Consider the following 20,683-nt stretch of genomic DNA (forward strand, 5'->3'; position numbering starts at 1 on the left):
TTAAATGGTTCTCAACTCAGGCAGGGATTTTATAACAACATCAAGAAACTTAGGTGAATAATAGCGGCCCCGTTCATCTTTCAGGCGTACAGCAATATCGCTGTCACTAATGTCACTTTCCCACCAATCCAGCAACTGCTCGGTCAACAGAAGAACTTGAGTGCTTATTGCAATATCCGAACCTTGTTTACCTTCGGGCAGACCCAGTCCGTCCCAGCGCTCTAGTCTTTCAATTAGTGCCCTGTGCGCATTTTGTGTTGCTTCGTGCTCACCGTGCCCCAACGCTCGTAATGAGCGGGAAACTCGTTGCTGACACGTGGTTTCTACCGCTGCAGCCGCATCTGAAGCGCAATTCAGCAACGGCCGCGCCTGCGCAAATAAAGACCAGGCCAAAGCCGTTGTCTCAGCGTCTTCTGCCGCGACTTTTTGAGCTACAGCGTACGCCAACCGGACTTCGCTATTTTGCTCCAGAATGCCGTTAAAGTGGCTGGCATGGTGCAGCATAAGTTGGTCAGCTAAACGCGCCAGAAACTGATCGGAATCTTCCAGACAGACCACGTTATCCTGTGCCAGCTGTACGTTTTCAGAAAATAGCTGAAGTACATGGTGATCATCGGCCGTAAGTGCTCTGGACAATCCGCCGATAAACAAAACAGAACCGTGCGACCGGCAATGACTTCGGCAATACAACAACACGAAGTCGTCACCATAATACGAGCCATGATTTGCGATAACATGCTCTAGCTCGGCTAAGGCTTTTGACGGAATAACCGAACGCAAAGTCTGACCAACGCACACTCCGGAATCTTCCCCATGAGCGGCTAACACTTTATAGGACGAGCCGTCTTCATTGGAAGTCGCGTACAAGGTTTGTTTGGCACCGCCGATAACCCAGCTCAACTGCTGCACTAAACCATCAACAAAACTGTTCATTGGTTGCAGAGCATAGAGATTTGCCGAAGCGGCGATGATTTTCTCAAGCCCGTGACGACTTTGGTCAATGGACATGATATCGCGGTACGAACGCAGCGATGACATTACTGCAGTAAAGAGTTTCTGTGCGGTAAGTTCGGTTTTGGATTTGTAGTCGTTGATGTCGTAGTTGACGATAACCGTGCGTTCAGGTGCCTGCCCCGGCTGCCCTGTTCGCAAAATAATACGGGTAAAGTGGTTGTCGGCCTCTTCCCGAATATAACGTGCCACCTGCAGTCCGGCATCATCGGTTTCCATAACAACATCCAGCAGTAATATGGCTGCGTCAGGATGCTCATCAATTAACTGCTTTGCCTCTTCACCAGAAAAAGCACTGTAAAACTTTAAACCACGACCTAAAAAATTAAAGTCGTTGAGTGCCAGTTTGGTTACCGCATGCACCTCTGGTTCATCATCGACAATCAGAATTTTCCAGTATTCTGTCGGTAATTTTGTGGTTTGCTGGCTGGCTTCGTCAGCAAACATAAACTGATTGCTCATTATTAGTCTCTCCCCGCCCTGGCTTTTGTCCCGCCGGTAACTCGTTCTACCCTAGCATAATCCTGCCAACGGTTAACCTTTTTATAACCACTTTTAAACAGTAGCTCCACCACGCTATCAGCCTGTTGCCATCCCTGCTCAAGTAGTAACCACCCCTGGTCTGCTAAATGGTTGTTGGCTTCTTTTATAATAGTCTCTATATCGGCTAAACCGTTATTTTCCGCAATTAACGCCGTCTGGGGCTCAAATCTGACATCTCCCATACTCAAGTGCGGATCGCCTGCATCAATGTAGGGAGGGTTCGATAGAATCAAGTCAAATTTAAGAGACTTTGGCACAGATTGAAACCAGTTACTGCACAAAATTTCAACATTTAAACCTAAAGCCTGACTATTTCGGCGTGCCAGTTCCACCGCATCGCGGCTTTTATCGCACGCCCAAACTTGCCAACCGGGACGTTCAGACTTTAATGCCAGCGCAACCGCACCCGTACCCGTGCCTAAATCCAGTACACGCGCCTGTTCGGGAAGTTCAAGACTAAGCGCCGCTTCAACCAGCGTTTCAGTATCGGGACGGGGAATTAACGTGCTGTCGTTTACTTCAAGCATCAATGACCAAAACTCGCGGCGACCAGTGATATGAGCCACGGGCTTGCCTTGCTGTCGAGCTAAAACACAATCCTCATAATACCGTTGCTGATCTTCCGTCAGCTGCTTTTCCGGCCAGGTCATAAGGTAAGTTTTTTCTTTATCCAGCACAAAGCAAAGTAAGGCAGAAACATCCGCAGCAGCATCTTCACTCTGCTTTAACTGCTCCCGCCCCCACTTTATGGCTTGCTGCAGGGTCATTGCTGTCCTTCAGACAGAGCCGCCAGTTGATCCGCCTGATGCTCAGTAATAATGGCATCCAGTATCAAATCAATATCGCCGGTTAGTACTTCATCTAACCGATACAATGTCAGGTTAATGCGATGGTCTGTTACCCGACTTTGCGGATAATTATAGGTGCGAATACGCTCCGAACGATCACCACTTCCAACCAGGTTACGACGGGTACTATCTTCTTCTGCCTGACGTTTTTCATCTTCCAGGCGTTGTATTCTTGCCTGTAAAACCGACATGGCTTTAGCCCGGTTTTTATGCTGCGAACGCTCTTCCTGACATTCAACCACCACACCGGTTGGTATGTGGGTAAGACGAATAGCAGAATCGGTTCGGTTGACGTGCTGACCACCAGCCCCCGAGGCGCGGTAAGTATCAACACGTAAGTCCGCCGGGTTAATTTCAACGGCCTCTGCTTCTGGAATTTCCGGTAACACAGCAACAGTACAAGCTGAAGTATGAATACGCCCTTGCGATTCAGTTTCCGGAACACGTTGTACGCGATGCCCACCAGACTCAAACTTCATGCGTCCGTAAACTCCGTCACCGCTCATATGCGCTATAATTTCTTTATAACCGCCATGTTCACCATCACTGGCACTGACAATATTGACCTTCCAGCCATTTTTTTCAGCGTAGCGACTGTACATACGGAATAAATCACCGGCGAATATTGAAGCCTCATCACCGCCAGCTCCGGCCCGAATTTCCAAATAGCATGAACGATCATCGTTCGGGTCTTTAGGTAACAACAGAAGTTGCAGTCGGTTTTCCAGCTCTTCTTCGGCTTTTCTTGCCTCTTTTAGCTCTTCTTCCGCCATTTCGCGCATGTCAGCGTCATCATCTTCAGCCATATCTTTTGCAGCTGCCTGATCGTCCTGATTCTGGCGGTACTCTTCAAAGCACCCAACCACTTCTTCTAATTGAGAGTACTCGCGCGACAACGAGCGAAAACGGTTTTGATCACTGATCACATCGGGCTCACCCAATAAAGCCTGCACTTCCTGATAACGCTCAACTAACCCTTCTAGTTTGCGTTCAATGGATGGATTCAACATGTTTTTATTTGCCTTTTGATGAGTCAGAGGATGGCTCTGACCAAAGTTGTTGCAAAACGGCCAGCGTATATTGGTCGTTATTTTCGCCGGCAGATTTCAATAAGCTTGTCGGTTTATGCGTTAACTGCTGCACCAGCCTGTGACTGAATCGTTGCAGCACTTCGGCCGGGTCTTTGCCCTGCTCTATTTGCGCTAATGCTTTTTTTAACTGCTCGTCAGCTAGCGTTTTTGTGTGGGTACGGTACTCCCGCACCAGCTCCACACTGTTCAGCGACTTCAGCCAGTCATTAAACTCTTTCGTTTGCTGCTGAATAATAACCTGAGCTTCACGAGCCGCCTGCTCACGGTTACGGATATTTTCACTAATAATACTTTGTAGATCGTCAACGGTATAAAGGTAAGCGTCATCGAGTTCATTAACCTGCTCTTCAATGTCTCGTGGCACAGCTAAGTCAATTAACAGCATGGGTCTGTGACGGCGCTTTTTCAGTGCTTTTTCGATGCTGCCTTTGCCGACAATAGGCAAAGTACTGGCGGTTGAACTGACGACAATATCGGCCTGCGGTAATAACTCTGATAACTCAGACAAGCTGTGAGCCGTTGCGCCGACACGTTCAGCCATTTCGCTAGCTCGTTGCAGAGTCCGGTTTGCCACCAGAATTTCCGTTACACCTTGTTGTTTCAAGTGCTGAGCAACCAGCTCGGAAGTATCACCGGCTCCTATCAGCAGCACCTTCGATTGCTGCAAATTAGCAAAAATATGACGCGCCATAGAAACCGCAGCATAAGCAACCGAAACCGCGTTTTGACCTACCGCGGTTTCATTTCTAACGGTTTTTGCTACACGAAAGGTTTGCTGAAATAAGCGTTCAAGGATACCGCCGACAGAGGCCTGACGTTTCGCGGCCTGATACGCTTGTTTTACCTGCCCCAGAATTTGTGGCTCGCCAAGTACCAGCGAGTCTAAACCACTGGCGACCGACATAAGATGGGTAATGGCTTGCTCGCCCTGAAAGTGATAATGATGATTTTCCAGAGCCTTTGGTGCCAATTTATGAAAACCGGTTAACCAACCCAGGAGCAAGTCACCAGACACTTCCCCACGGCAATATAGCTCGGTTCGGTTACAGGTAGAGACGATAACGGCTTCTTCAACACCTTGAAGATTACGCACGGCCTGCAGCGCAGCATCAAGCTGTTCAGCACTAAACGCGACTTGCTCGCGCAAATCGACTGATGCGGTTTTATGATTAATTCCGAGAGCTGAAATGGTCATCTGACTGTGAAACTCGTTATCCCAACGCGGCCAAAATCTAAGTTGCCCGATTGTACGTGAAAGCCTTAGTCATTGAAAGTGACAGCGCTTTCTGGTCAACTAATTACATTCCGATTGCAGCAATTGAAAAATATGATTCAACGCCGAATATTCTGGGTTTGCCTGATTGTTATTGTATCGTTAACCGGGTGCGCGCTGCCTACGCCATCAGAGCAAGCAAGCAGTACTGAAGTTAATCAACGTATTATTGACGCCCATCAACAAAAGCTGGAGCAGTTGCAACAATGGTCGCTAAGTGGTCGCATGGCGGTTATCCAGAAGCAGAATAAGGAAAGAGACAGCTTTTATATTAACTGGCGTTACCAGCCTCATCAGCAAATTATTCGCTTTTCTCATCCGCTAAAAGGTCAACTGGCTAAACTGACCGTAGACGACAGCGGCGCTTTGTTGACTAACTCCGATGACCAGGAACGCTGGGCTCCTTCAGCCGATGCCTTATTATACCGTCTGCTGGGCGCGGCTGTTCCTTTTGAACAGTTACACAACTGGGTTCTGGGCAGAAAAACAAGTACGCTAAAATCTGTGAGTTATCATAAAGATGGAACCTTAGCTCAGTCGACGATATTTCATCAGGGGCAAAACTGGCAGCTCAGTTGGTTCTATGATCAGAACAAAGCACAAACAGTAACCTTGCCGGAACAAATCCACCTGGAAAGTCCAGAGCTACAGATAAAGGTGCAAGTTAACGAATGGCAGTAAATATATTAACGCTCCCTGCTCCGGCGAAACTTAACCTGTTTTTGCATATTATCGGGCGTCGCTCCGACGGGTACCACAATTTACAGACCGTTTTTCAATTTCTGGACTACGCTGACACCCTGAAGTTCTATACCACCGATGACAACCAATTTGATTTAATTGACCATAACAGCCAAATTCCCCGCGACGAGAATTTAGTCTGGAAAGCGTTAACCGCGCTGAAAAAAGCCTATGAAGAAAAAGGCATTGGGCAACTGCCGGGCTGCTCGATTGAATTAATTAAGAGACTTCCTCAAGGGGCCGGGCTAGGTGGAGGTTCATCTAATGCAGCAACCGCACTGGTAGGACTGAATCAGCTTTGGGGCAGTCATTTAAATAGTACTGAATTACAGGCAATAGGTCGCAAACTGGGTGCAGACGTGCCGGTATTTATTCATGGACATGCTTGTTTCGCTGAAGGTATCGGCGATGTATTCACTAATATAACACCGCCTACTCCATGGTATTTAGTAGTTAAACCAAATGTTTCTATCAGTACCGCTGCGTTGTTCTCTCACCCTACGCTACAACGCAACTGCTCGCCGGTTACTGCGGAAAACTGGCAACAGCAAAAAGTCGCGAATGTGTTTGAACCAGTGGTATGCGATCTACACACCGAAGTTGCTATGTTACGCCGTGCCTTGCTAGAATACGCCCCGACTCGGCTCACTGGCAGTGGAGCATGTCTTTTTTCAACATTCGAAACAAGACAAGCCGCAAAGGAAGCGCAACAGCAGGTTCCCAAAGAACTTTGCTCATTTATCGCTCAAGGCCAGAACCGTTCACCACTTATCCAGACATTAACCCAATAAAAGTCGAGGTATGTTGTGCCTGACATGAAACTTTTCGCCGGCAACGCCACTCCTGAGCTAGCCCAGAAAATCGCCGATCGCCTTTATATCAAACTTGGTGAAGCTTCCGTTGGTCGCTTTAGTGACGGCGAAATTAGCGTCGCCATTAATGAAAACGTCCGCGGTTCCGACGTCTTTATTCTTCAATCTACTTGCGCCCCAACCAATGACAATTTAATGGAACTCATTGTTATGGTGGACGCATTACGTCGTGCGTCAGCTGGTCGTATTACTGCAGTAATGCCTTATTTTGGTTACGCTCGTCAGGATCGCCGGGTTCGTTCAGCTCGTGTTCCTATTACGGCTAAAGTTGTTGCCGATTTCTTATCCAGTGTTGGTGTTGACCGTGTACTGACCGTCGACTTACACGCAGAACAAATTCAGGGCTTTTTTGACGTACCTGTCGATAACGTTTTTGGTACTCCGGTATTGTTAGAACACATGCGTCAGCAAAACTTCGACCATCCGGTTGTGGTCTCTCCTGATATTGGTGGTGTGGTACGTGCCCGTGCTTTTGCCAAGCTTATGGACGACACCGATTTAGCCATCATTGATAAGCGCCGTCCGTCAGCCAACGTGTCGCAGGTTATGCACATAATTGGTGATGTTAAAGGCCGTGACTGCATTATTGTCGATGACATGATTGATACTGGCGGAACGCTTTGCAAAGCCGCAGAAGCACTGAAGTCTCACGGTGCAAAACGGGTATTTGCATACGCTACTCACCCGGTATTTTCCGGTAATGCGGTGCAGAACATTAAAGACTCTGAAATTGACGAATTTATCGTTACCGACAGTGTTCCGCTGAGCGATGCGATGAAAGCCACAGGTAAAGTTACTCAGTTAACCTTGTCCGGTATGCTTTCAGAAGCACTGCGTCGAGTGAGTAACGAAGAGTCTATTTCAGCAATGTTCGATTACTGATTGTTGTAATTATTCCTGCCCAGTGCTAGTATTGCGCGCCCTTAGAAACCGGCCACGTTGTCGGTTTCTAAGTTTCTGGGTCAGCTCTTGGTCGCGAGTGCTGACAAATAAAAAACTTTAAACATTGAGAGGCCAAATCATGGCTGAATTAGATTTTAACATCCAAGCTACCGTCCGCACGGACAAAGGGAAAGGTGCGAGCCGCCGCCTGCGTCATGAGGACAAAGTACCAGCGATTTTATATGGTGGTCAGGGCGAGCCAATCGCATTAGCATTAGACCACAACAAAGTGAATAACATGGCCGACTACGAAGCCTTTTATTCGCACATTTTGACGCTGGAATTTGATGGTAAGAAACATCAGGCAATTCTGAAAGACATGCAGCGTCACCCGTACAAGCCTAAATTGACTCACCTGGATTTCCAGCGTGTAGAAAAAGGCCACAAGCTTCACACTAACTTACCTCTGCACTTCTTAAATGAAACAACTGCGAAGGGCGTTAAAGAAGAAGGCGGTGTTGTTGTTCACCACGTAAATGACGTGGAAATTACTGTATTACCGAAAGACTTACCAGAATATCTGGAAGTTGATATTGCTGAACTCAGCGTTGGTGACACCATTCACCTGACTGACTTAAAACTGCCTAAAGGCGTTGAGTTAGTTGAACTGACTAAAGGTGAAGACCACGACCAGGCGGTTGTGTCTATTACTGCTCCTCGCGTCGAGAAAGAAGAGACCGAAGAAGATACAGTAGCACCTGGCGACGTTCCTGCTGAAAACAGCAAAGACGCTGACGAAGAATAAGTCAGTCTCCTGTTATGGGAACTGAAGTAAAACTACTTGTGGGCCTGGGAAATCCGGGCCCCGAGTATGAACGAACTCGCCACAACGCTGGTTTCTGGTTAGTCGATGACTTTTGCAGACGCCACGCGATTACGCTCTCCCCTGATGCAAAAAGCAAAGCTCTGATTGGACGCTGGCAACAAGGCGCTCATGACCTGCGCATTGTATTACCACAAAACTTTATGAACCGCAGTGGCTTCTCTGTTGCGGCTCTGGCTAATTTTTATAAAATACCGGCTAACGAGATTTTAGTGGCTTACGATGAGCTCGATTTACCCCCCGGCGTTGCTAAATTTAAAAAAGGTGGAGGTGCCGGCGGGCATAACGGAATTAAAGATATTATTGCTCAGACAGGTAGCCAGGACTTTATGCGGTTACGCATTGGTATTGGCCACCCGGGCGATAAAACAAAGGTAACTGGCTTTGTCTTAGGCAAAGCTTCAGCAAATGAACAGCGGCTTATTGATGACTGTATCGATGAAGCCAGCCGCAGTATCGACACATTAATGGCGGAAGGCTGGGGAACTGCGTTGCAGCGCCTGCATAGCTACCGCCCTGAACAGAAAGGCTAAACTCTCATGGGATTTCGATGTGGTATCGTTGGTTTACCTAACGTAGGTAAATCCACTCTCTTCAACGCACTGACAAAAGCAGGCATTGAAGCTGCAAACTTTCCATTTTGTACCATCGAACCAAACACTGGCGTTGTGCCTGTTCCTGATCCTCGTCTTGATAAGCTAGCCGCTATTGTTAACCCGGAACGCGTTATTCCAACAACCATGGAGTTTGTGGATATCGCCGGGCTAGTTAAAGGTGCTTCAAAAGGCGAAGGCTTAGGTAACCAGTTTTTAGCAAACATTCGTGAAACTGACGCTATTGGCCATGTTGTTCGCTGTTTTGAAGACGACAACATCGTGCATGTCAGCGGTGGTATCGACCCTGCCGATGACATTGACACCATTAACACCGAGCTGGCATTGGCCGATTTAGACTCGGTTGATAAGTCTCTATACCGTTTAAGTAAAAAAGCTAAAGGTGGGGATTCACAAGCTAAAGCCGAAATCGCCGTGCTGGAAAAGCTGAAACCGGCATTGGACGAAGGCAAAATGGCTCGTTCTGTTGAGCTAAGCAAAGATGAGCGTGCCACTATTCGTTCATACAATTTGCTGACTTTAAAGCCGACCATGTACATTGCCAATGTCAACGAAGACGGTTTTGAAAATAACCCTCATCTTGACAAAGTTCGTGAAATTGCCGCAACCGAGAATGCGGTAGTGGTTCCGGTATGTGCCGCTATTGAATCAGAAATTGCCGAACTGGACGAAGCGGACAAAGAAGAGTTCTTAAGCGAGCTTGGCCAAGACGAGCCTGGCCTGAACCGCGTTATTCGTGGCGGCTATGAACTACTTAACCTGCACACTTACTTCACTGCCGGCGTAAAGGAAGTTCGCGCCTGGACAGTTAAAGTGGGTTCAACTGCACCGCAGGCAGCCGGACGCATCCATACTGACTTTGAGAAAGGCTTTATTCGTGCTGAAATCGTTGGTTATGACGACTATATAGCAAACAACGGTGAACAAGGTGCAAAAGATGCCGGTAAATGGCGTCTGGAAGGGAAAGAGTACATTGTGAAAGACGGCGATGTCATTCACTTCCGCTTTAACGTTTAAATACCAATTAATGGCTCGCTCTCAGCGAGCCATTTTTTTCACTCACCCATTACTCTTCAACGATATCGCCATGCATTGGTGCCAGCAAACCCAATAGCTGATTCTGCGCAGAAACCGGAACATCCTCTTTTTCCATGGCGGCAATCAAGTGTTCGACTAAAGCGTTAAAATCCGCATTGTCTACTCCCATATTACGATGAGAAGTTTTCATATCCTCACCACTGTAATCACAAGGACCACCACTTAAATCACACACTTGTTCACTGATGAGTTTGTGCACACGCATAATATCAACACCATCAAAATGATGCGCAATACGCTCATCACCCCCCACCTGATAAAGCATTTCTTCGACAATAGTCTCTATGCCCTGCTGCTCACCCAGTTGCTGATATAGGCTCTGAGCGAAACTCAGTGGCGCAAACAACAACGCAGCCAATAACAAAACGATTTTCATAGTCTCTCCTTAAAAGGCTGCCTGAACCGATAAATACCAACCCGTTTGATCATTCAGGCCGGCAATAGAGCCCAGATCGGTGTAGGCTCCAACAACCGATACATGTTTATTCGGAAAGTAAGCAACAAAAAGATCTTTCCAGTCCTGCTCTTCCGCAAAACTTAAGTTGTCCGGTTTCTGCCGGTACTCAACACCTACAGCCCAGTAACGATTAATAAATGCAGCTACGGAAGCTTCAGCCAGCCACTCGCGGCTATCTTCTTTATCGCCGCCAAAGCCAAGTAGACCCAGTTGGTTTGCTTTGCTTGAACGCAACGTCAGGTTGGCAACCCAGGTACGGTGGAAAGGCCCGTCCAACCATGCTTTTGCTGCACTGACATACCAATCGGTGCCGTTGTCATCCTTGGAGCCTACCGCAGCGGGCAACTCATAGTCGTTGTTCTTCTTGTGTTGTAAACCCAGGCTAATTTGCGGTAGGTCACCATAAATTAGATTGCCGGCCAAACGTACTTTTGCACCAATAATTCTTTGGCTTAATTCGCCGCCAATGGTGGAGAGATCAAAGGTTTGCTCCGCATACGACAGCTCAATACGGTTATTCCAGCTCAAGCTGGCGCCCTGAACGCTTAAGCGAAAATCATCAACAGACACTTCACTCAAGTTAACCGTCGCGCCAAACTGGTCTTCACCGGCATAACTGCTTAACGTAGCCCAGGGCACTATGCCTCCGCCACCAGAGCCTTCAAGACTACTGGTGCCACCGGTTGCCAGTAATCGGGCTCCCTGCTCTGCGGCCGCAGGTGGGCTTAAAGCTAAAACACAGGTCAGCAAAAAACCGCCGCCATATAAACACTTGTTCATCATTCGTTATCATCCATTGGTTTCATGGTTATTTAAGTACTCTATAAAGCCTGAAATCGGTAAGGGTTTACTAAAGAAATAGCCTTGCAGCTCATCGCAATGCATCGACTGCAATACTCTCCAGCTGTCCTCATTTTCCACACCTTCTGCAACAACACGAAGGCCTAACTCGTGAGCTAAGTGTATGGTTGAACGAACAATAGACTTGTCCTTAGACTCTTCGCTCAAATGCTGTACGAAGGCTCGGTCTACTTTCAATTCCTCTACCGGTAAACGCCGCAATTGTGCCAATGACGAATGCCCGGTGCCGTAGTCATCAATAGATATTGAAAACCCAAGACGCTTCAATGTTTCCAACCGGGCAATGGCTTTCTCCGGGTCTTTCATTACCGCACTTTCTGTAATTTCCAGTACCAGTAACTTCGGTAATTCGGGAAAATCAATAATGAGTTGTTCAAACAGCAAAGGTAAGGCGTCGCTCAATAAGTCGACGGTCGACAAGTTGATGCTCAGTTTTAGAGTCCGCCCCTGCTCATGCCAGCTCTGAAGCAGTTTGGTAGACTCTCTGCACACCCAGTTGGTCAACTCTGTAATAGCTCCCGACTGTTCGGCTAACGGAATAAATTCATCCGGCCCGACAAATCCAAGCTTGTCACTTTGCCATCTCAATAATACCTCAGCCCCCACGACTGAACCCGTCTGGCAATTAATTTTGGGTTGCAATACCAGGTTTAGCTCCTGATCCGCTACTGCACCTTTAAGTGACTCGATAATTTGTAGGCGGCGCATGTATTGTTCGTCTAACCCACTTTTATATTCAACATAAAAGCTCTTCTCGAGTTTGGACTGCTGAACACTCACTTGCGCACGACGAATAAGTAAATCGACTTCACTACCCTGCTCAGGAAAATAAACAACACCGATATTAAAGGCCAGCCGATAATCACTGTCGCCAACTTTAAAAGGCGTATCAAGAAAAGAATGAAGCTCTTTAATTTTGCCATCGAGGTCGAATGCGGGTTTATCAGAAGCGTATAGAACGGCAAATTCGTCCCCCCCGATACGAGCCAATAACTCAGCATTGCCACAACACCACTTCAAGCGAACAGATAACTGACGTAGGATGTCATCACCAATTTCTTGTCCCACACTGTCGTTGAGAACCCTAAATTGATGAATATTCAACAGTAAAAGACATCCGGAGCTGGTATTCCCATCTAACCGGTACTGCAACTGCTCACGGAAAAACGAACGATTAGGTAAATCGGTTAAATGGTCATGAGATGCCTGATAAGAAATTCTTTGTTCACGTTCGGAAATAGCCGTGCGCATGCTGCCAAAGGTATTGGCCAGTTCTCCGAACTCATCATCGTTCAACGACAATTCGGACTCACTGTAGTCACCTTGCTGTAATTTTCTTGCGGCTCCCGATAACTGCTGTAACGGACGGGAAACACCTCGGGCTATGATAGCCGCCAAGAGCATCGCGATAACCAGAGCGACAATTGCAATTAAAGCAATTTGCCAATGCAGCCGCGTGAACTCGGCGGCGGCAGTTTCAAGTGACGTCGTTAAGGCCACATGAACGGCATCATCGGAACCGGCATCAAGCACCACCTCACTCCCCGCCAGTTCCTGACTTAACAGCCAGTTATCAAGAGTATGGCCGTCTTTGTTCAACGCTTTTGCGAACGAGGACACTTGCCGTGCCGCCAGACTGGAAGCAATAACTTTCCCTGAATTCTCCAGCCACAGGGTGATATCGGCATTAGCCAGGTTTTTTAACTCTTCAGCTAAACCCGAGTCCACTTCAAAACCTAAGGTTGCCCAGGCAATAAGATTTGGAGCATTAACCGGTACCGTAACCAGTTGAAACAGTTCTTCTTCGACAACCGCTAGCTCGCTGTTCGAGCCCGCCCCACTATGGTTAATGCGTAGCTGATCAAAAGCATGAGATGATGCAATTTCTTCACCTTCGGGAGTTTGCAACACCATCAACTCGGCCTCAATACGCTCACCGTAGTTGACCAAAGCTGACACTATGGTTTCCCTATCTTTTGAAGCCACCGCGCGTTTAAACCCAAAATCATCGGTGAGGACTTCTGCCGCTTGCAGCAATTGCGCGCTACGACTATCCAGAAGCTCCCGGAAGACTCTTTCACTGACACTAAGCTCGCGCTCAATGGAGCGATCTAACTGATTCTCTGTAGCGACCCAAACCGCGGCCAAAGCAACCAACAAAGCGCCAGCTACGAGTCCTGCAAGGATGAGAATTAAACGGGTTCTGAACCGTGTTATCATCAATTCCCTCTGCGATTAAATCGCTGTTCCAGCCGCGAGGGCTCTTTATCTTCCTGCACCGGCGGTGATACTTGCACCTGCGCAGTCAGCTTCCCTGAGTCTGAGGTTAATTTCACGTTCTGTGCTTTAGACAGTTCGTCCCCCATCCAATAGTGCCACACCTTGACTTCGGCGGGAGCTGCATTTTCTTCCAAATTCAGCTCGACAATACCCTGCTCATTCGTTACCGCAATATCGTATTCATCACTTACCAGCACATAAGCAACCATCTGGTCGTGGATATTACAGCCCAGAGTCACTATGCCTGCTTTATCAAAATTAACGCTTGGCTTTTCTTTATCTGAATAGAGTTTTAACTCAAAATTCTTAGCCTCAGAGAAAGAGTAAACATGATGCCGAATGTTATCACTGTTAGGAAAAACAACGTCGGTGCCCGGCTCTACTGCGCTAACCGTGGGGGTAAACTGCTTGTCCACCTGATCAACTACCGCCGACTGCCCAGGTACTTTGACAGATGGCTTTTCCCTCTCAATTAATAGCGCAGCATTTGCCAACGGCTGACCATCTGCGGCCAAAACCTCAACCCGTACGGTATCTGCAACTACATTTTGAACCGCAAATACCGTGAAAAAAACACCAACAAAAAATCGCTTCACACAGGATCCTCCACAAAATCACCATTGGGCGCGCACCAGTCAACCGTAACCGAAAAAACGAAACTGCGCTATGATTGGAGTACGTATTAATGATCCACTATGGTTCATTATTGGTACTTGAAATACAGTAAGTGTAGACATACGAATTTAGACACTAAGCTATTACTCTTAGCTTAATGACAGGAGGGATATTCATGAGTCAGGATTATCGCACAGAGAAAGACAGTATGGGCGAGGTCAAAGTCCCCCAAAAAGCACTTTATGCTGCACAAACTCAACGCGCCATTGATAACTTTTCCATCAGCGGGTTAACCTTACCCACTCAACTGATACAAGCCATAGCAATGGTTAAAGCGAGTGCGGCCGGAGCAAACGCTAAAATCGGTCAGTTAGAAAAAGAGCAGGCGGACGCCATTATCAAAGCGGCTAGAGAAATCATTAATGGCCAACACTTAGAACACTTTCCTATTGATGTATTTCAAACTGGCTCAGGCACCAGTTCCAACATGAATGTAAACGAGGTTATTGCCAATTTAGCTAAGCAAAACGGTGTTGAAATTCACCCCAATGACCATGTGAACCAAAGCCAGTCGAGTAACGATGTTATACCTACCGCCATTCAGGTGGCGAGTGTACTGGCTGTAGAAAAGCAATTAGAACCGGCTTTAAAAGGCCTTATTGATGCCATTCGCAGTAAAGCCATTGAGCTACGTAATGTGGTAAAAACTGGCAGAACCCATTTAATGGATGCTATGCCAATGACCATGGCGCAAGAACTTGAGACCTGGGCCGGTCAGTTGGACATTACCGCTGAACAGCTTCCGCAGTTACTGCAGCGCAGCCGCGTTCTTCCTCAGGGCGGTACAGCAATAGGCACCGGAATAAATGCCCCTAAAGAATTCGCAGCTGAGTTTGCTGAGCAGTTGACTCAGCTCAGTGGCAGTGACTTTAAACATTCAGCCAACCCTTTTACGGGTATTGCCGGACAGGAAGTCAACTTACAGCTCTCAGCACAATTGAATACATTGGCGACCACCTTACTCAAAGTCAGTAACGACTTACGCTGGATGAACAGTGGTCCACTGGCGGGCTTAGGTGAAATACAGCTAACTGCACTACAACCCGGAAGCAGCATTATGCCGGGTAAAGTGAACCCCGTCATTCCGGAAGCTGTAGCTATGGTTGCCGCTCAGGTTAATGGTAATCACACCACAATTACGACGGCTGCTCAGCAAGGCAACTTCCAACTTAACGTTATGCTGCCGGTTATTGGCTACAACTTATTACAGTCCATTAATATACTCAGTAACAGCTGTGACGCTCTGGCAAACAAAGCTATTGCCGACTTTGAAGTTAATGAAGAACGGCTGCAGCAAGCCTTAGCAAAAAATCCTATTCTGGTTACTGCCCTTAACCCGGTCATTGGCTACAATAAAGCCGCTGAAATTGCCAAAGTAGCTTACAAAGATGGACGAGCCATTATTGATGTCGCCGATGAGATGACCGACTTAGGTCGCGACCGGCTTGAGCAATTGCTGGATCCGAAAAAACTAACTGAAGGTGGCGTTAGTGAATAACGCCTCTGGTATTTGGAGTACAAAATGAGTCAACAACAGGTTTTAATTACTGGTGCTAACCGTGGCATTGGCTACGAATTCGCGCGGCAGTACGCCGAACAAGGCCACAAAGTTATCGCCGTTTGTCGCAACAATTCAAAGCAATTAACAGAGCTGGACGTTGAAATTATTGAGGGCATTGATGTCACCAAAGCCTCCGATTTACTGCGTCTTTCTGAAACCTTAGGTGATAAGAAAATTGATGTTTTAATTAATAACGCTGGATTGCTTCATAAAGACGAGCTAGGAGAACTAGACGCCGGTAATATCCGTGCTCAGTTTGAAGTCAATGCGTTAGCGCCGCTACGTGTAACAGAAGCCCTGCTTCCTAACTTAAAAAATGGCAGTAAAGTGGCCTTAATTACCAGCCGCATGGGTTCCATAGGCGATAATGGCTCGGGCAGCCGTTACGGTTACCGAATGTCAAAAGCCGCATTAAATGCCGCAGGTAAATCTCTGGCGCTGGACCTAAAAGACAAAGGTATTTCCGTTGTTCTGCTGCATCCGGGCTTTGTACAAACCGAGATGGTTAACCACGCCGGAGATATTCCACCGGAAACCGCAGCTGAACGTTTAATGCAACGCATTGAAGAATTGAATTTAGATACCACCGGACAGTTTTTTCATAGCAACGGAGAAAGCCTGCCTTGGTGATTTGCTGCCTTTTTAAGCAAATAACTGCTTTTTTGCTCAAACGCGCCCGTTAATATCGTTTTTTCTCAAAAATAGGTTGACGGGCTGCGGAGCGATTTGCATAATACGCGCCGCACTCACAGAGAGCGATAAGTAAAAAGGTATGGCTACGTAGCTCAGCTGGTTAGAGCACAGCACTCATAATGCTGGGGTCGCAAGTTCGAATCTCGCCGTAGCCACCAACCTTTAACTGATTATGATGCGGACGTGGTGGAATTGGTAGACACGCTGGATTTAGGTTCCAGTGCCTCACGGCGTGAGAGTTCAAGTCTCTCCGTCCGCACCAACTCTCAGAGCCAGCTAAAATTGGGGCATAGCCAAGCGGTAAGGCAGCGGGTTTTGATCCCGCGATTCCCAGGTTCGATCCCTGGTGCCCCAGCCATTAGTTGTTTCCAAAAGTGATTGCCATCTTAGTAGGATGGGGCATAGCCAAGCGGTAAGGCAGCGGGTTTTGATCCCGCGATTCCCAGGTTCGATCCCTGGTGCCCCAGCCATACTAACTACTGTTGCGGTGGTGGCGGAATTGGTAGACGCGCTAGCTTCAGGTGCTAGTGTCCGCAAGGACGTGGGGGTTCAAGTCCCCCCCTCCGCACCACTTTATTCGAGTATAATTTTACTCAAGTAAAAGTGGAAAAACAGAAAGGCCACCTTAAGGTGGTTTTTTTGTGCCTATTATTCGCCCACAGCCTGTTGTAATAACCAACGCTTCACCCACGGTAAAGCCGCTATTTTCAGAGATGCTGCGGTTGCAAGCTGCATAATTGGATTACTGCTACGCCAGCCTAACTGTATAGCATCCATCATCCGCATCATTTTCGCATTTTCGCCTTGCCGGGTCTTTTCGTACTTAGCCAAAGCTACGCTTGGAGTATTTTCTTGTAGCACCTCAACCAGACAGCGAACATCGGCAAACCCCAGGTTAACGCCCTGCCCGGCCATAGGGTGAATACTGTGTGCAGCATCGCCTAATAAAACAATAGAGTCTTCTTTAATGTAGCGTGCAGCATGTTTTCTCTGCAGAGCAAAACTAGCACTTTTAAGCACCCGGAAGTTGCCTATATGAGGAGAAAAGGTCTCACGCAAGTAAGCTTCAAGGCCCGCCTTGTCTTTCTGCAGGGAATTGATGTTGTCACGTAAGCCGTAGTCTATAAGGCAAGCTTGTTGTTCAGTCAGCGGCAGCAAAGCATAAGGCCCCTGCTTACGAAAAACTTCCCAGGTTTCGGGTTCTATTGGCTTTTCCAGACTGACATTAGCTAATAAGCAACGTTGGTCGTAGTCCCAGCCCCGATAATGAAAACCGGCAAGCTGCGCCACTTTAGAATTGGCTCCGTCACAGCCCAGCAACAGATCATAACTGAGCGTATCGCCCTGACTTAAAATCACCGTTTTTGTTCCAGCATTGAGTTTATCGAGCGTGTCGCCTGTTCGTAAGTCGACGTTTTTAAGAGTGCGCAATTTTGTCCATAGCGCCAGCTGCAAAGCGTTATTTTCAACCATAACGCCCAGTTTGGATAAGCCCGCTTCACTTGCCTGAAAGCTCAGGTTATGACCACTTTGCGATGTCACGCTCAGTTTCTGATAGTCAAAGACTCGCTGCTGACGCACACAAACGCCAATGCCTAAATCCAGTAACCATTCCCAATTGCTGCTATTCACAGACGATATGCGTAAATCCCAGTCAGGGTCTTTACTGCAATCTTCTTCTGGAGGAAAGGGTTCAAGTAAGGTCACATTTGCACCTTGCTGCGCTAATGCTAGTGCGGCCGCAGCACCAACCATTCCGCCGCCATTTATTAATACTGATAGCTGTTTCATGTACCGCGCCCTCACTCCTCACATTCCTGCTAGCCCTTATAAATAACACATCTCGTTGTGAATTTCCGTTATCATAGTCAATAAGACGATGTTCAGAGTGTTTTTTATGCAAGCCAGGGAAAGTTCACAAAAAGCGGTCATTATTGCTTCTTTGCTTATTTTAAGTGCCGAAGCCAGTTTTGCAGGCGTAAGTGCTCTGGTTAAATACATCAGTCAGGATCAACCTTTCGAGCAATTGGTCTTTTTCCGCAACCTGATGGCCTTTCTCGTTCTTCTTCCCTGGTTATGGCGAAAAGGCCTTGGCAACTTAAAAACAGAACGCCTGAAACTGCACCTTATTCGAGGTGCTGCGGGCATTGCCGCTATGTACCTGTTTTTCTACGCTATTGCGACAATACCGTTGGCGCAGGCCACTTTGGTTCTGTTGTTGTCCCCCTTTTTAATTCCGGTTATTGGCTGGCTTTGGCTACGCGACTATGTGGCTAAACAAACTTGGCTGGCTATTGGGCTGGGGTTTATTGGTGTCTTTATTTTTCTTGACCCTATGAACAGCCAACTTTCACCTGTCATCGGCTTAGCCTTTTTAGCCGCTGCATTAGCAGCCTTCACCAAAACGGTCATTCGCCGTATGTCGGACACCGAATCGACAAGTAAAATCGTATTCTACTTTTCCACACTTGCCACCATTGCTTCAGGGCTTCCTCTACTGTGGTTATGGCAGCCCATTCCAACGCAACACTGGTTGGGCGTTATTGTTATGGGTCTGCTGGCAGTTTATGGGCAATTGGCTATGACCAAAGCTTTTTCCATAGCTCCACCGGCAAAGGTTGGGGTGTTTACTTACAGCTCGGTTTTGTTCGCCGCGTTACTCGGCTACTGGTTATTTGGAGAGGAACTTGCCTGGCACATGTTGTGGGGCGCGTTAATCATTGTTGTTGCAGGCTATTTTGCCATACGAACACGGCGCAAAAGTTAATCATTTCAAACTTGGCAATCTGCTCCAATACGCGATAAAATAAGCGCCTTATACGAAATCCATCAACCATCGAGTGGTCATGAGTAAGAAGTTATATATCAAAACCTGGGGTTGCCAGATGAACGAGTACGATTCTGCCAAAATGGCAGAATTGCTGCACTCAACCCACGGCTACGATGTTGCCGAAGAAGCCGAAGATGCCGATCTCATTCTGTTGAATACCTGTTCCATCCGCGAAAAGGCGCAGGAGAAGGTTTTTCACCAACTAGGTCGCTGGAAAAATCTGAAAAAGAGCAACCCTAATTTATTGATTGGTGTTGGCGGCTGCGTTGCTTCTCAGGAAGGCAATGAAATACGCGCCCGCGCGCCTTTCGTCGATATTATCTTTGGTCCTCAAACTTTGCACCGCTTGCCGGAAATGGTGAATCAGGTCAGTGAAACTCATGCACCTATGGTTGACGTCTCTTTTCCTGAAATTGAAAAGTTTGACCGTTTAGCCGAGCCTAAAGCAGACGGTGCCAGCGCTTTTGTCTCTATTATGGAAGGCTGCAGCAAATATTGCTCTTTCTGTGTTGTGCCTTACACGCGTGGCGAAGAAGTCAGTCGCCCAGTTGATGATGTCATTTATGAAATTGCACAACTGGCGGAACAAGGCGTCCGTGAAGTCAACCTGTTAGGACAAAACGTTAACGCCTATCGCGGTGAGCATTACGACGGCGAAGTGTGCCGCTTTGCCGAACTTCTGCACCTGGTTGCAGCAATTGATGGTATTGATCGCATCCGCTATACCACATCGCATCCGGTTGAGTTTACAGACGACATTACCGAAGCCTATAAAACCATTCCGGAGCTGGTCAGTCATTTACACTTACCAGTACAAAGTGGTTCAGACCGTATATTAACCATGATGAAACGCGGTCACACGGCGTTGGAATACAAATCGAAAATTCGCGCCTTGAAAAAAGCGCGTCCTGATATCGCCATGTCATCCGACTTTATCATCGGTTTCCCCGGCGAAAGCGATGCCGATTTTGAAGCAACCATGGATCTTATCCAGAGCATTGACTTCGACATGAGCTTCAGCTTTATTTATAGTGCTCGCCCGGGAACACCAGCGGCTGATTTACCTGACGACATTAGTGAAGAAACCAAGAAAAAGCGGCTGCAGCTATTACAGCAACGTTTGAACCAGCAGTCTATGGCGCACGCTCGTCGTATGCTGGAGACGGAGCAACGCATATTGGTTACCGGCCCATCGAAAAAGAACCCGATGGAGCTTACCGGACGCACTGAAAACAATCGGGTTGTAAATTTTGTTGGTCAACCCCATATGATTGGACAGTTCGTTGATGTACGTATTACCGAAGTTCTTCCTAACTCGCTACGCGGTGAGTTAATTCGGGAAGAAGCCGATATGGGGCTTCGTGTAGATACGGCACCAGAAATTATTTTGCAAAGAGGAAAATCGAGCGAGCCTGATGAATTAGGCGTTGTTCGAATGCCTCGACAAGCCAGTTAAGTAAAGAGGAAACG

Annotated in this window: 19 protein-coding genes and 5 tRNA genes; 15 read left to right on the forward strand and 9 right to left on the reverse strand. The window is 47.5% G+C overall.

The features are described from left to right. From NJR55_RS08965 to hemA, 4 genes are read right to left on the reverse strand one after another with little or no spacing between them, the layout of a single operon-like run. A complete protein-coding gene (locus NJR55_RS08965) occupies positions 1 to 1,473 on the reverse strand; it encodes a response regulator (RefSeq protein WP_253619643.1) in 1,473 nt (490 codons plus the stop codon). Positions 1,474 to 1,475: 2 nt separating this feature from the next. Continuing rightward, positions 1,476 to 2,321, reverse strand: a complete 846-nt coding sequence (gene prmC, locus NJR55_RS08970) for a peptide chain release factor N(5)-glutamine methyltransferase (RefSeq protein ID WP_253619644.1) — start codon at positions 2,319 to 2,321, stop codon at positions 1,476 to 1,478. Beyond that, positions 2,318 to 3,409, reverse strand: coding sequence for a peptide chain release factor 1 (gene prfA, locus NJR55_RS08975; protein ID WP_145914817.1), 1,092 nt, complete (start codon positions 3,407 to 3,409; stop codon positions 2,318 to 2,320). Before prfA ends, prmC begins: the two co-directional genes overlap by 4 nt. Before the next feature lie 7 nt (positions 3,410 to 3,416). Continuing rightward, on the reverse strand, positions 3,417 to 4,688 hold the full coding sequence (gene hemA, locus NJR55_RS08980) for a glutamyl-tRNA reductase (protein WP_253619645.1): 1,272 nt from the start codon (positions 4,686 to 4,688) through the stop codon (positions 3,417 to 3,419). Between the two features lie 132 nt (positions 4,689 to 4,820). Between hemA and lolB the strand changes: the two genes are divergently transcribed. The 6 genes from lolB (at position 4,821) to ychF (ending at position 9,775) form a co-directional block, all read left to right on the forward strand. Next, positions 4,821 to 5,447: a lipoprotein insertase outer membrane protein LolB gene (lolB, locus tag NJR55_RS08985; protein WP_253619646.1), complete on the forward strand. Its 627-nt coding sequence runs from the start codon at positions 4,821 to 4,823 to the stop codon at positions 5,445 to 5,447. Continuing rightward, positions 5,438 to 6,298, forward strand: a complete 861-nt coding sequence (gene ispE / locus NJR55_RS08990) for a 4-(cytidine 5'-diphospho)-2-C-methyl-D-erythritol kinase (RefSeq protein ID WP_253619647.1) — start codon at positions 5,438 to 5,440, stop codon at positions 6,296 to 6,298. The genes lolB and ispE overlap by 10 nt, the downstream gene beginning before the upstream one ends. Positions 6,299 to 6,313: 15 nt before the next feature. After that, positions 6,314 to 7,261: a ribose-phosphate pyrophosphokinase gene (locus NJR55_RS08995; protein WP_016341307.1), complete on the forward strand. Its 948-nt coding sequence runs from the start codon at positions 6,314 to 6,316 to the stop codon at positions 7,259 to 7,261. 139 nt (positions 7,262 to 7,400) lie between these two features. Beyond that, the gene (locus tag NJR55_RS09000) at positions 7,401 to 8,066 is read left to right on the forward strand and encodes a 50S ribosomal protein L25/general stress protein Ctc (RefSeq protein ID WP_034820239.1); all 666 of its coding nucleotides are present in this window, start codon (positions 7,401 to 7,403) and stop codon (positions 8,064 to 8,066) included. A 14-nt stretch (positions 8,067 to 8,080) separates the two neighbouring features. Next, positions 8,081 to 8,677, forward strand: a complete 597-nt coding sequence (gene pth, locus NJR55_RS09005) for an aminoacyl-tRNA hydrolase (RefSeq protein WP_034820237.1) — start codon at positions 8,081 to 8,083, stop codon at positions 8,675 to 8,677. A 6-nt stretch (positions 8,678 to 8,683) separates the two neighbouring features. Continuing rightward, positions 8,684 to 9,775: a redox-regulated ATPase YchF gene (ychF, locus tag NJR55_RS09010; RefSeq protein ID WP_253619648.1), complete on the forward strand. Its 1,092-nt coding sequence runs from the start codon at positions 8,684 to 8,686 to the stop codon at positions 9,773 to 9,775. A 49-nt stretch (positions 9,776 to 9,824) separates the two neighbouring features. Here ychF and NJR55_RS09015 read toward each other — a convergent pair whose 3' ends face one another. From NJR55_RS09015 to NJR55_RS09030, 4 genes are read right to left on the reverse strand one after another with little or no spacing between them, the layout of a single operon-like run. Beyond that, positions 9,825 to 10,232 (reverse strand): group I truncated hemoglobin, encoded by a 408-nt coding sequence (locus NJR55_RS09015; protein WP_253619649.1) that lies wholly within the window; start codon positions 10,230 to 10,232, stop codon positions 9,825 to 9,827. A gap of 9 nt (positions 10,233 to 10,241) precedes the next feature. Continuing rightward, on the reverse strand, positions 10,242 to 11,096 hold the full coding sequence (locus NJR55_RS09020; protein ID WP_253619650.1) for a DUF3034 family protein: 855 nt from the start codon (positions 11,094 to 11,096) through the stop codon (positions 10,242 to 10,244). 6 nt (positions 11,097 to 11,102) lie between these two features. Continuing rightward, on the reverse strand, positions 11,103 to 13,394 hold the full coding sequence (locus tag NJR55_RS09025; RefSeq protein WP_253619651.1) for a bifunctional diguanylate cyclase/phosphodiesterase: 2,292 nt from the start codon (positions 13,392 to 13,394) through the stop codon (positions 11,103 to 11,105). Next, positions 13,394 to 14,050, reverse strand: coding sequence for a methylamine utilization protein (locus tag NJR55_RS09030; RefSeq protein WP_253619652.1), 657 nt, complete (start codon positions 14,048 to 14,050; stop codon positions 13,394 to 13,396). The genes NJR55_RS09025 and NJR55_RS09030 overlap by 1 nt, the downstream gene beginning before the upstream one ends. Before the next feature lie 194 nt (positions 14,051 to 14,244). Between NJR55_RS09030 and NJR55_RS09035 the strand changes: the two genes are divergently transcribed. The 7 genes from NJR55_RS09035 (at position 14,245) to NJR55_RS09065 (ending at position 16,954) form a co-directional block, all read left to right on the forward strand. Further along, positions 14,245 to 15,627, forward strand: coding sequence for a class II fumarate hydratase (locus NJR55_RS09035; RefSeq protein WP_253619653.1), 1,383 nt, complete (start codon positions 14,245 to 14,247; stop codon positions 15,625 to 15,627). 24 nt (positions 15,628 to 15,651) lie between these two features. After that, complete coding sequence (locus tag NJR55_RS09040; protein ID WP_253619654.1) at positions 15,652 to 16,320, forward strand: SDR family oxidoreductase; 669 nt, start codon at positions 15,652 to 15,654, stop codon at positions 16,318 to 16,320. Between the two features lie 144 nt (positions 16,321 to 16,464). After that, a tRNA-Met gene (locus NJR55_RS09045) sits at positions 16,465 to 16,541 on the forward strand. 19 nt (positions 16,542 to 16,560) lie between these two features. Then, positions 16,561 to 16,645: transfer RNA gene (locus NJR55_RS09050), tRNA-Leu, on the forward strand. A gap of 21 nt (positions 16,646 to 16,666) precedes the next feature. Further along, a tRNA-Gln gene (locus tag NJR55_RS09055) sits at positions 16,667 to 16,741 on the forward strand. 37 nt (positions 16,742 to 16,778) lie between these two features. Further along, a tRNA-Gln gene (locus NJR55_RS09060) sits at positions 16,779 to 16,853 on the forward strand. Positions 16,854 to 16,867: 14 nt separating this feature from the next. Next, positions 16,868 to 16,954: transfer RNA gene (locus NJR55_RS09065), tRNA-Leu, on the forward strand. A 77-nt stretch (positions 16,955 to 17,031) separates the two neighbouring features. On the opposite strand, the gene NJR55_RS09070 is transcribed toward NJR55_RS09065, so the two are convergent. Then, positions 17,032 to 18,174, reverse strand: coding sequence for an FAD-dependent oxidoreductase (locus NJR55_RS09070; protein WP_253619655.1), 1,143 nt, complete (start codon positions 18,172 to 18,174; stop codon positions 17,032 to 17,034). Between the two features lie 106 nt (positions 18,175 to 18,280). On the opposite strand from NJR55_RS09070, the gene NJR55_RS09075 reads away from it, so the two are divergent. After that, positions 18,281 to 19,150 (forward strand): DMT family transporter, encoded by an 870-nt coding sequence (locus NJR55_RS09075; protein WP_253619656.1) that lies wholly within the window; start codon positions 18,281 to 18,283, stop codon positions 19,148 to 19,150. A gap of 79 nt (positions 19,151 to 19,229) precedes the next feature. Beyond that, positions 19,230 to 20,669, forward strand: coding sequence for a tRNA (N6-isopentenyl adenosine(37)-C2)-methylthiotransferase MiaB (miaB, locus tag NJR55_RS09080; RefSeq protein WP_253619657.1), 1,440 nt, complete (start codon positions 19,230 to 19,232; stop codon positions 20,667 to 20,669). The last annotated feature ends 14 nt before the right edge of the window (positions 20,670 to 20,683 follow it).

Source organism: Idiomarina rhizosphaerae (assembly GCF_024159085.1).
In the GTDB taxonomy this organism is placed as follows: domain Bacteria; phylum Pseudomonadota; class Gammaproteobacteria; order Enterobacterales; family Alteromonadaceae; genus Idiomarina; species Idiomarina rhizosphaerae.